The sequence below is a fragment of the Flavobacterium piscinae genome, assembly GCF_004122145.1.
GTDB classification, from domain to species: Bacteria; Bacteroidota; Bacteroidia; order Flavobacteriales; family Flavobacteriaceae; genus Flavobacterium; species Flavobacterium piscinae.
Genome location: NZ_SBKQ01000001.1, coordinates 149,234 through 161,445 on the forward strand (window position 1 = coordinate 149,234; position 12,212 = coordinate 161,445).

The window sequence follows — 12,212 nt, forward strand, 5'->3', positions numbered from 1 at the left end:
AGCAATTTAATTTTTAATAATTTTTAAAGTTTTTTCCTCACCGGTGGAATATTTAAGTGCAAGTGTATAAAGCCCTTGTGGTAAATTATCAAAGGGAACACTTAATGCATCTGTACCTTTTAAGTTTGTATAAATTTTTACAGATTGACCTGACACGGAATATAAGTGAACAGAATTTACAAACTCATTATTTTTGTTAATCCACTTAACATATAAGATTTCTTTAACCGGATTTGGATAGTATGAAATGTCATCATACACGTCTGATAAAATCAAATCATCCTTTGTAATATCTTCTATCTCTTTTGTAATTCCATTTGCGGGTCTTCCTGCATTTATATCAATAGTGTATCTTTTAATTTGATTACCTGCAGAATCATACTCAAACAGAATGTGATCGATTGTTTGCGAATAGAAAAAAGAATTAATGAGCAAAAAGAAAAAAATAAATTTGATTTTCATGATACTAATATTTATTGTTAAACGAAGAAAATTATGTCTGCTTTAAAAGCGTAAATAAGTGCTTGATTTTAAATTTTATTTACTGTGCAATCTAAAGAACGTAAGCAAGACCATTTTACAGATTTTCTGTAAAAATTTAATGTAGTCAAAATTACTAAAGTGAATAAAAGGCGTATTACCGAAATATTTTCTTTTTGTAAATTTTCTTACGAGTTCATTAATGTCGCAATTTTAAATTAAAATTTAATGTAATACAATACCCACTTCTAGTGATTTTTTATCTCACTAGAAATGGTGATATTTTGTTAAAAATTAATGCTTATTTGCTAAACGAATCTTAAATTAATTAATGAAGTTTACAATAATAGTGGTGTACATTTTTTATTTTTTTTCATTTTGACACACTTTTTGTGTGAAAAAATTGTTGTATAAAAAAATGACACATTTTTTGTGTATAATTTTTTGATTTAAAATTTTTGACACAACATAATTTTTAAACAAGATGAATGCATTTAAAGATATAACCGGACTTACGCACGATGAAATGGCAACCGTTTTAGGTGTACACCGTTCGCAATGGTCAATGTATGTGAGTGGAAAAAGAAGCCTGCCTTTAGAGGCAACAATAAAACTCAACGAACTCTTACAATCTATTCAAAAAAACAAAGTCAACAAAGCCCATCGTGCGGTATTAGTAACTGAAAATAAATCGGTTATTCAAGCATGGCAAAAAAAATTGACCGACTTAAACATAAATTTGTTTCAGGTGAATAAAAAAATAGAAGAAATGCAAAAAACCAGAAATCAACTCTATGCCGGTTTAACAACCTTAGCATTTTTGAAAGCACAAAAGGAACATAATGTTGTACACCTTCAATCCATTGAAAAAAGAATCAACAAATGTTTAGCAACACATTCATTAGAATGTTTAACAACCTTAGAAATGAAAAAACAACAAATAGAAAATGAAATTAGTATAATTGAAGAAAAATTAGAAAATAAAAATTGACCTTAAGTTTTATAATCAAATAATTTATTTTAAAAAAACTTGTTTCCGACCAATAGGAATAGGATAGTTTTTCAAAATCACAGCAAGTATTTTTTACTATATTTGAACAATCAAAATTGGTTAAAAGACAATTGCGTTAAAAATCAATTATAAAAGCAAAAGAAAATCTCAAAAGGGAAAGTGATTTTAAATTATTGAAAATTTAAAAGGATTGCATTATTTTAAAATCAATAAACGCCAAAGAGTTTCAAATAAATGAACAAAGAGAATCAAATAGAACTAAACCTCATTGAGCAACTAAAAGGGTTGAAATACATTCATCGCCCAGACATTGTGGATAGAAAAACCCTTGAACAAAACTTTAAAGCAAAATTTGAAGAACTCAACCGTGTTCGTTTGTCTGATAATGAATTTTTGCGACTCAGAGAGGAAATCATTGAACCGGATGTTTTTAAAGCCTCTAAACTTTTACGGGAAAGACAATACTTTCAACGAGAAGATGGAACGCCTTTGCACTACACCCTGGTTAACAACAAAGACTGGTGTAAAAACGATTTTGAAGTGATCAGTCAATTACGCATCAATACCGAAAACAGCCACCAACGTTATGACGTAATTTTATTGATAAACGGTTTGCCTGTGGTGCAAATAGAGTTGAAAAAGCTGGATATATCACCACGAAAAGCAATGCAACAAATTGTGGATTACAAAAACGAACCGGGTAACGGTTACGGTAATTCACTGCTTTGTTATATGCAATTGTTTATTGTTAGTAACAGAACCAACACCTATTATTTTGCCAATAACAAAAATCAGCATTTTGCTTTTAATGCAGATGAACAGTTTTTACCGATATATCAATTAGCAGACGAGAGCAACAAGAAAATAACACACCTTGAAACTTTCACAGAAAAATTCCTGACCAAATGCACGTTGGGCAGTATGATTAGCAAGTATATGGTGCTCGTGGAAAGTGAGCAAAAGTTGCTCATCATGCGGCCTTATCAGATTTATGCGGTGAAGGCGATTGTAGATTGCATCCAACAAAATCGAGGCAATGGCTACATCTGGCATACCACGGGAAGTGGGAAAACCTTGACTTCTTTTAAAGCTTCTACCTTATTAAAAGACAACGCTGACATTGAAAAATGTTTGTTTGTGGTTGACCGCAAAGACCTTGACCGACAAACCCGTGAGGAGTTCAATAAATTTCAGGAAGGCAGTGTAGAAGAAAACACCAATACCGAAACCTTGGTAAGACGTTTGCTTTCTACCGATTATGCGGATAAGGTGATTGTAACCACTATTCAAAAATTAGGCTTGGCCTTGGATGGCAACAACAAAAAGAATTACAAAGAACGTTTAGAACCACTTCGCAACAAGCGAATAGTTTTTATTTTTGACGAATGTCACCGTTCGCAATTTGGAGAAAATCACAAAGCCATCAAGGAGTTTTTTCCCAATGCTCAACTGTTTGGTTTTACCGGCACGCCCATTTTTGATCAAAATGCTACCTATCAAATTCGCGAGGGAGAAGAGGCATCTTATAAAACCACCCAAGACATTTTTGAAAAACAATTGCACGCCTACACCATTACGCACGCTATTGACGACCGAAATGTATTGCGGTTTCACATTGATTATTTCAAAGGTAAAGGAGAGATTAAAGCGAAACCCGGAGAAGCAATTGCTCAACAAGCAGTGGTAGAAGCTATTTTAGAAAAACACCATGCTGCAACCAATTTCAGAAGGTTCAATGCAGTGTTGGCAACGGCTTCTATTAACAACGCCATTGAGTATTACAACCTTTTCAAAGAAATTCAAAAAAAGAAACTAGTCGAAAATCCACACTATGAACCGTTAAACATTGCTTGTGTGTTTTCGCCACCTGCAGAAGGAAACTCTGATATTCAACAGATTCAGGAAGATTTAACACAGGAAAAGGAAGACAACAAACAGAATCCGGAAGAAAAGAAAGCGGCACTAAAAACCATTATGGCTGATTACAACATGCAATATGGCACTAATCATACCATCAACGAATTTGATTTGTATTATCAAGATGTGCAAAGACGCATCAAAGACCAAAAATGGACAAACAAAGAACTGGACCGCAGTAAAAAAATTGATATAACCATTGTGGTTGATATGTTGCTTACAGGGTTCGATAGCAAATATTTGAACACCTTATACGTGGACAAAAACCTAAAATACCACGGATTGATTCAGGCGTTTTCAAGAACCAATCGCGTGTTGAATGACACGAAACCGTATGGAAATATTTTAGATTTCCGTTCGCAACAAGAAGCCGTAAACCAAGCCATTGCTTTGTTCTCGGGTGAAGATAACGGACGAGCCAAAGAAATTTGGTTGGTTGACCCTGCCCCTGTGGTGATTGATAAATACAAAGAAGCCGTTGAAGCTTTAGGGGTTTTTATGCAGCAACACAACATGGTAAGCGAACCTCATGAAGTGTATAACCTAAAAGGGGATGCGGCACGAATTGCTTTTGTAAAAAACTTCAAAGAAGTACAACGACTCAAAACGCAACTTGACCAATACACCGACATTAATGAAGAACAACAAGTTTTAATTGAAGCCATTCTGCCAAGTGAAAAATTGCTAGAGTTCAGAAGCTCATATATAGAAACAGCCAAACAACTGCGTGAAATTCAAGAGAAAAACGGCGAAAATACACCACCGGAAATTCAACAATTGGATTTTGAATTTGTGTTGTTTGCCTCTGCGGTGATTGATTATGACTATATCATGAAATTAACCGCCGAAAACTTGGGTAAAAAACCAAGTAAACAGAAAATGACCAAAGAGCAAGTAAAAAGTTTGCTCAAGTCTACTTCTAATTTAATGGCAGAAGAAGAAGATTTGTCTGATTTTATTGACCAACTCGACTGGACGGTTGGGCAATCTGCGGAGGAATTGAAACACAATTTTGAAGTATTTATTGATGAAAAATACAACAAGGAAATAGCGGCCATTGCACACCAACACGGCTTGCCTACCGCAGACCTGAAAAACTTTGTAGAAAACATCATGAGCCGCATGATTTTTGACGGTGAAAAGTTAACTGACCTCTTAGAACCCTTAGACTTGAGTTGGAAAGAACGCCGAGTAAAAGAATTGGCCTTGATGGCAGATTTAGTACCCCAATTAAAAAAATTGGCACAAGGACGTGAAATATCTGGATTAGCAGCTTATGAGTAAAAATATGAAGATTATACCAGAGTTGAGATTTCCTGAGTTTGAAAATGAAGGGGAATGGGAAGAAAAAGAGCTTGGTAAGCTTGCAAAGAAAATTACTGAAAGAAACAAAGATAGCTTGGTAAAAGATGTTTTTACAAATTCAGCTATTGATGGAATTGTTGACCAACGAGATTATTTTGATAAAGATATAGCAGATAAAAATAATTTGGAGAACTATTACATTGTTAAAGAGGGAGACTATGTTTATAATCCTCGGATTTCTAATATTGCACCTGTAGGGCCTATATCTAAAAATAAAACAAATAAAGAAGGAGCAATGTCTCCGCTGTACACGGTATTTAGATTTGATAGTAAGAATAACGATTTTTTTGAATATTATTTTAAGTCAGAACATTGGTATAACGCGATAAGAAAAGTTTCAAATACTGGTGCAAGGTTTGATAGAATGAGTATTGCTGATTCCGCATTTATGGAAATTCCAGTTTTATCCCCATCTCCCAAAGAACAACAAAAAATCGCCTCCTGTCTTTCTTCTTTAGATGAAGTGATTGCAGCCCACAGCCAAAAGTTGGAGTTACTCAAAGACCATAAAAAAGGGTTAATGCAAAATCTTTTTCCGCAAGAAGGTGAGAAAGTGCCGAAGTATCGGTTTAAGGAGTTTGAGAAGGATGGGGAGTGGTTGGAGAAAAATTTAGAAAATTATATTGATTTATTTTCAGGAATAGCTCTTAAAAGCGAGGAAATTAGTGACGATCAATCAGGGAGGCCAATTTTAAGAGGGATTAATATTACAGAAGGATATATTAGGCATTCAAAAGACATAGATAAATACTTTTTAGGAAGTATTGAAAACATGGAAAAGTATTTTGTTAAGAAAAATGATATTGTAATCGGAATGGATGGATCTAAAGTTGGAAAAAATGTTGCTTTAGTTGGAAAAGGAGATGAAGATTCTATTTTGATTCAAAGGGTCGCAAGAATAAGAACAAATGAAAAAGCGGATATTCATTTCATTTACCAATTTTTAATTTCTGACAAATTTAGAGCGTATGTTGATATAGTAAACACTAGTTCTGGAATACCACATATTAGTTCCCAACAAATTAAAGATTTCAAAATAGGTATACCTCCTAAATTAAAAGAACAACAAAAAATTGCTTCTTGTCTTTCCTCTTTAGATTCACTTATCACAGCAGAGGCTGAGAAGATAGAGCAATTGAAATGGCATAAAAAAGGGTTGATGCAGGGGTTGTTTCCTAAAATTAATGAGTAGAAGATGATTGATTTGAATAAAACATACTTGTATAGGATGACACACATCGAGAATGTGCCTCATATTCTTTTGCATGGAATAACGCATAGAAATTCGCCCAACGCTAATCCTGGTTTTACACCAATTGGCGATCCAAGTTTGATTTCTACAAGAGATATTTTTCAATTGGATAATGGAAAACTTTTGGGCGACTATGTGCCGTTTTATTTTGGTACTCGAACGCCTATGCTCTATGTTATTCAAAAAGGATTCAATGGTTTGAATCCTACTCCTGCTCAAGATGTTGTATATTGTGTAACCTCTGTTCAAAAAATCATTGAAAGTGAGCTAACATTTGTTTTTACCGATGGGCACGCCGTTGATTGTTTAAGTACACAATACAATCAGCATGATGTAAATCATTTGGAGGATTTGTTGGATTGGCAAGCCGTAAAATCCATAAATTGGAAAAGCGAAACAGATTTGGATTTAAAACGAAGAAAGCAAGCAGAATTTTTAGTTTTGGGCGATGTTGCTCCTATTCATATTTTGGGATTTGTTGTTTATAACGAAGTAGCATACAATCGCTTATTAGAAATGGGGTTGCCCAAAAATCAAATACATATTAATAATAATCATTACTTTGCAATATGATTCATTTTGTTACCGGAAACATACTAGACAGTCAGGCTCAAGCACTCGTTAATACAGTGAATACAATGGGTGTTATGGGCAAAGGAATTGCTTTGCAGTTCAAGAAACAATTTCCAAACAATTATAAAATTTATAAGGAAACTTGTGAGCAAAAGGCTTTACAAGTTGGTCAGCTTTTGATTACAGAGGAAGATGCAATGTTCTCGGGGAAGAAACTAATTATTAACTTTCCTACCAAAACAAATTGGCGATTACCTTCCGAGTACTCCTATATTGAAGCCGGACTTCAGGAACTCAAGAAGGTTATTGTTGATAAAAACATTCAATCTATTGCCATACCCCCATTAGGAGCCGGTAATGGTGGTTTAGATTGGCAAAGAGTGAAAAAAATGATTATTGAGGTTTTAAAAGATGTTGACTGTGACATCTATTTGTATGAGCCCACCGCAGCCATTCAAGAAGTTCTAAATTCAGAAAGAGTAAAACTCACTCCCGCCAGAGCAATGTTGCTTTCTGTTCTTTATGAAATGGTTCGTCACGGTGAATTTGTTTCAGAATTTGGTGCCGAAAAAGCGGCCTACTTTTTACAGCGATTTGGAGCACAAGATGAGTTTAAACTCAATTTTATGCCTAATTTTTATGGCCCATATTCGGGTAAAGTTAGACACGTTTTATATTATTTGAATGGAAGTTATATCATGGGCTATAGCTCTAAAGACAAAAAACCATTTGATGAATTAAGTCTAGTCATGGAAGCTGAAAATGAAGTATTCAAGTATCTTAATCAACCCGAAAACAAAGATTTTCTATTTATTGCAGAAAAAACCAAGAAATTTTTAAAAGGATATTATTCTCCTTTTGGCCTTGAATTACTATCCACTATAGATTTCATAAAATCAGAAAAAAACAAAAATAGTTCCGATGCTATTTTGAAAGAACTTGAAAATTGGAGCGACAGAAAACGTACTTTATTTGCCAATCCAAAATTTATCAATAAAGCACTTTCAACTATTAATCAACAATTTGCTTAACCCATGACTTTAAAAGACCAAAAACAACTCGGTAAAACGCTTTGGGACATAGCAGATAACCTACGAGGAGCCATGAATGCGGATGATTTCCGTGATTATATGCTTTCGTTTCTTTTTCTTCGGTATTTGTCATACAACTATGAAGAAGCAGCTAAAAAGGAATTGGGAAAAGATTATCCGGATGATACTCCGGCAGATGTAATGAATTCGCTTAAAGTAAATTCTCCTCTACAAATTTGGTATCTTGAAAATAAAGATGAGGTTATCGAATTTGAAAAACAAATGCGAAGAAAAGTGCATTATGTGATTGAACCTAACCATTTGTGGAGCAACATCAGCGAAATGGCCAGAACCCAAAATGCTGAATTGTTGGTAACACTCGAATCAGGTTTCCGATACATAGAAAATGAATCGTTTGAAAGTGCTTTTCAAGGTTTGTTTTCTGAAATCAATTTGAATTCTGAAAAACTAGGCAAAACTTCTGTAGAAAGAAATAAGAAACTTTGCACCATCATTCAAAAAATCGCAGAAGGCATTGCAGAATTCTCTGCCGATTCAGATACGCTCGGAGATGCTTATGAATATCTAATTGGTGAGTTTGCAGCAGGTTCAGGAAAAAAGGCAGGAGAATTTTATACACCACAGCAAATTTCTACTATCCTTTCTGAAATCGTTACCTTAGACAGCCAAGAACCTAAAACAGGAAAAAAAGGTAAATTGGACAAAGTACTGGACATGGCATGTGGTTCGGGTTCGTTATTACTGAATGTGCGTAAACGAATCAAAGACAGTGGCGGTAGTGTGGGTAAAATTTACGGTCAAGAAAAAAACATTACCACCTATAACCTTGCCCGAATGAATATGCTCTTGCACGGCATGAAAGATACCGAATTTGAGATTTTCCACGGTGATACTTTAGAAAATAGTTGGCCATTGCTCAACGAAATGAACCCAAGCAAAAAGATAGAATTTGATGCGATTGTTGCCAATCCACCCTTTAGTTTACGTTGGGAACCGAACGATACTTTAGCAGAAGATTTCCGTTTCAAAAGTTATGGATTAGCTCCCAAATCAGCTGCCGATTTTGCTTTCTTATTGCATGGTTTTCACTTCTTAGGCAAAGAAGGAACAATGGCTATTATCCTGCCACATGGTGTTTTGTTCAGAGGTGGAGCAGAAGAACGCATCAGAACAAAATTATTAAAAGATAATCATGTTGATACAGTAATTGGTTTGCCTTCCAACTTATTCTATTCAACTGGGATACCGGTTTCTATTTTGGTTTTAAAGAAATGCAAAAAACATGATGATGTATTGTTTATCAATGCCAGTGAGCATTACGAAAAAGGAAAACGCCAAAACAAACTAAGAGAAGGCGAAGAGGGAGAACCAAATGACATTCAAAAAATTGTGGATACGTATAAATATCGTCCTGATAATGTTCCTCGTTATGCTCGCAGGGTTTCAATGGATGAAATTGAAAAGAATGGGTATAACTTGAATATTTCAAGATATGTGAGCACATCCGTTGATGAAATACAAATTGATTTGAATTCGGTTAATCAAAAATTGACTTTGATTAATGAAAGTATTAAAATAAATACAGACAAACACAATGCTTTTTTAAAAGAGTTGGGATTGAAAACGATTTAATTAAACTTCTTATTTATTTAAAAAAGCGTTTATAACGTAAATAAAATACTACTTCGTATAGTTTTAAAATAAGATTAACGCTACACGTTAATGTTTTGGTAAACTTCTGATTTGTAATGCTTTTAAGGTACATTACTTGCGTTTATGTAATTGTAATTTTAAATGAATTAATTATGTATTCAGTAAGTAATTTAACAACAGTTGCCGATTGCGATGTGTTGTTGGGCATGGCCCAAAAGGAAAAATCTGATTTAAACTTTAAAAAGTTATCAGAAGAACGACTTGTGACCAACTACAGCAATACCGCTGTAGAGATTGATGCCATCTTGCAAGGTGTAATTGCAGAAATTGCCGCTGTGGATACTGTTCTTGCTGTTTTACCGGAAGGCCCCACCAAAGAGGCCGAAGAAAAACGCAAAGTACGGTTAGAATACCGCAAATTCTTGTTAGAAAACCGTAAAGAAAGTTACGGTGCGGTGGCTCTGCTAGAAAAAGAATTAGACCTTGAACGCGTAAACAAACAACTTGCCGAAGTTGATGTGTTTATCGCCGAAGTTACCGCCCATAGGGATACGTTGTAAAAGTAATTGTAATGTAATGACCGCCTTGATGGGCGGTTTTTTTATGATAAGAAGTTTTTAATTTATGATGTTTTTTAGATTTAGTGTTTTTTATTTTTTTAGAAAAATATCAAATTCTATTAAATTAGTACCAATAAAAAAAGCACCAACTTTCGTTGATGCTATTTTATATTTGAAGTAAAGGTTATTACTTAACTGACAATTTCACAGTAGCCGATTTTCCACCTTCAGTGATTTTTACTACGTAAAGACCAGTGTTTAAAGAAGAAATATTAATGGCTTCATTTGAAGTGGTGATATTCAAAACTTCTTTACCTAATAAATCATACACTTGAACATTTTTCTCTTCATTCAATTCGGTAGATACATACAATGTTCCGTCAACAACCGGATTTGGATACACTTTTAAACCTGAAATCGAATTATTTCTGATAGATAATGCAAGATCATTTAATGAACGAGCAGTTACTTGAGCGGCACCATTAAAGTTTCCAACCAATGCAAAAAATCCTGTTGGGCCAGATGGAACTAATGAACCGATATAATCTGCTTCAGCAAAAGCTGTTCTAAAAATCATTGTATCTGTACCATCAGTAAAATTATAATTAGTAGCTGGTGGGTTTACAAAAGTTGTAGTTCCGTCTCCATTTTCGAAAGTCACTCCGTTGATTTGTACTAATTCGCTTTCATACGCTTGTACATCAGCTGCAAGTTGAGCAATAGTTACTAATTGTGGAGTAACCGTATTTCCTGAACTGGCTAGTTGAGCGTTTGTAGTAGGTGTAAACTGAAGTAATCCACTAAAAAGAGAAGTTCTTCCGGTTAAACCAGCCATTGCATCACCAGGCACAAATGGAGTAGAAATAATCCCGGCTACATCATCAATCAAAACAGCACCTGTATCATCTTGCACATATTTTTGGTTACGAGTTGTTCGGGCATACGTTACTACCGGTGAACTTATAATTTGGTAATATTTTCCGGCCCCGTTAGCAATAACATCCGCACGCATTTCGCCAAGGTTACCTACTACATTTAATGCAGCAATTTCAAATGTAACGCTAGTCATTACTGGGGGAGCAAGAGAAGCGTTTGAATTGTCAACCAACTCCATATTTAATGTATATTCACCAGGAGCTAAACCAGCAAACAAGATAGGATTAGTATCAAATTTCATCACCATAGATCCTCCTGGAGTTAATGTATAGTTAATGTGTCCGTCTATACCAGCACCCGGATTACCGACAACAAAGTTAGATACGGTTACATTAACAGTAACATCTGAGTTAGGAGCAAATACAGTTCCGTTAGAAGGAGAACCGATAGCCAAACTTGGTGAAGCGGCTGCACCAAAATCAGTCATCACAATATCGTCAATATTTAAACGTCTGTTTGATGTACCTGTTTCAGTAGCTCTTTTGATTCTGATTCGAACATCGGCATTGATGTCTAACTGAGCAGAAAATGTTTGTACTTCATCGGTTGCAGCAGCTGTAAAAACATCCCCCACTTGAGTCCAATCTGCACCATCATTGATAGAATATTCTACTTTCCAATCTACTTGTGCATCAGTGCCGTATCTTCTGTATAAGAAAGATAAATTTCCAATTCCATTTGTTTTGTTGGCTAACATAGTCATAGAAGAAGTTCCATAACCTCTTAGTCGAGCTGATTTTGTACCGTTTTTCCAATCGTTAGTTTCAGTTCCAATTAATGCATCAGACATATCCCAATCCAAACCTGATAAGGCAACAGTTGCAGAGGCATAACTTGTTTTTGTTTCATTTTCAAAATTAACCGAATACTGAGCTTGTACAGTAAACATTGAAAATGCCAAAAATAATAAAGTGTAAAGTTTTTTCATTTTTAATATAATTTATTGTACAAAGATAGTAACAATAAATAAGTTACAAAATATAACCTTATTAAAAAATTGTAAATTGAAAAGAAAAAATAAAATCTAACTACTTGATAATCAATTTTCGGGTAGCAGTGGCTTCGCCTTCTTTGATTTTAATCATGTAGATACCCGGAGAGAGAGAAGAAACATTTAGTTCTTTAGTACTGATGGTACTTTGAAGTACAACTTTTCCCAATATATCAAAAATTGTAACTTCTTTAGAAAGTGATGATTTTGAGGTAATGTATACTTTTCCATTACTCACCGGATTTGGGTAAAAGCTAAGCCCCTCAATAGTAGTCTCTTGAGTTTTATTAGGTTGCTGAGGTTTGTTTTCCTGAGCTGAGGCTGTCAGAGAAACAAGAAAAACCGCTAAAAGAATAGTATAAAAGTAATTTTTTTTCATCTTTCCGATTTGGTTTGGTAAATGTATAAAAAATATTTCAAA

General features: G+C 34.5%; 10 protein-coding genes. 7 read left to right on the plus strand and 3 right to left on the minus strand.

The genetic code is table 11. The features are described 5' to 3' along the window. Positions 1-6: 6 nt before the first annotated feature. Positions 7-462, minus strand: coding sequence for a T9SS type A sorting domain-containing protein (locus EQG68_RS00575; protein ID WP_129462846.1), 456 nt, complete (start codon positions 460-462; stop codon positions 7-9). Positions 463-964: 502 nt separating this feature from the next. Here EQG68_RS00575 and EQG68_RS00580 point away from each other — a divergent pair. The 7 genes from EQG68_RS00580 to EQG68_RS00610 all read left to right on the plus strand — a co-directional run bounded on the left by EQG68_RS00580 (position 965) and on the right by EQG68_RS00610 (position 9,864). Continuing rightward, positions 965-1,471 (plus strand): helix-turn-helix domain-containing protein, encoded by a 507-nt coding sequence (locus EQG68_RS00580; RefSeq protein ID WP_129462847.1) that lies wholly within the window; start codon positions 965-967, stop codon positions 1,469-1,471. A 255-nt stretch (positions 1,472-1,726) separates the two neighbouring features. Then, complete coding sequence (locus tag EQG68_RS00585) at positions 1,727-4,693, plus strand: type I restriction endonuclease subunit R (RefSeq protein ID WP_129462848.1); 2,967 nt, start codon at positions 1,727-1,729, stop codon at positions 4,691-4,693. A 4-nt stretch (positions 4,694-4,697) separates the two neighbouring features. Beyond that, positions 4,698-5,966 (plus strand): restriction endonuclease subunit S, encoded by a 1,269-nt coding sequence (locus EQG68_RS00590; protein WP_164975353.1) that lies wholly within the window; start codon positions 4,698-4,700, stop codon positions 5,964-5,966. A gap of 36 nt (positions 5,967-6,002) precedes the next feature. Continuing rightward, on the plus strand, positions 6,003-6,599 hold the full coding sequence (darT, locus tag EQG68_RS00595; RefSeq protein WP_164975354.1) for a type II toxin-antitoxin system toxin DNA ADP-ribosyl transferase DarT: 597 nt from the start codon (positions 6,003-6,005) through the stop codon (positions 6,597-6,599). Then, positions 6,596-7,630 (plus strand): type II toxin-antitoxin system antitoxin DNA ADP-ribosyl glycohydrolase DarG, encoded by a 1,035-nt coding sequence (darG, locus tag EQG68_RS00600; protein WP_129462851.1) that lies wholly within the window; start codon positions 6,596-6,598, stop codon positions 7,628-7,630. Before darT ends, darG begins: the two co-directional genes overlap by 4 nt. Before the next feature lie 3 nt (positions 7,631-7,633). Next, positions 7,634-9,283, plus strand: a complete 1,650-nt coding sequence (locus tag EQG68_RS00605) for a type I restriction-modification system subunit M (RefSeq protein WP_129462852.1) — start codon at positions 7,634-7,636, stop codon at positions 9,281-9,283. A 173-nt stretch (positions 9,284-9,456) separates the two neighbouring features. Then, a complete protein-coding gene (locus tag EQG68_RS00610) occupies positions 9,457-9,864 on the plus strand; it encodes a hypothetical protein (protein ID WP_129462853.1) in 408 nt (135 codons plus the stop codon). Positions 9,865-10,051: 187 nt separating this feature from the next. On the opposite strand, the gene EQG68_RS00615 is transcribed toward EQG68_RS00610, so the two are convergent. Further along, positions 10,052-11,728: a T9SS type A sorting domain-containing protein gene (locus tag EQG68_RS00615; protein WP_129462854.1), complete on the minus strand. Its 1,677-nt coding sequence runs from the start codon at positions 11,726-11,728 to the stop codon at positions 10,052-10,054. Between the two features lie 100 nt (positions 11,729-11,828). Then, complete coding sequence (locus EQG68_RS00620; protein WP_129462855.1) at positions 11,829-12,170, minus strand: T9SS type A sorting domain-containing protein; 342 nt, start codon at positions 12,168-12,170, stop codon at positions 11,829-11,831. Positions 12,171-12,212: the final 42 nt, after the last annotated feature.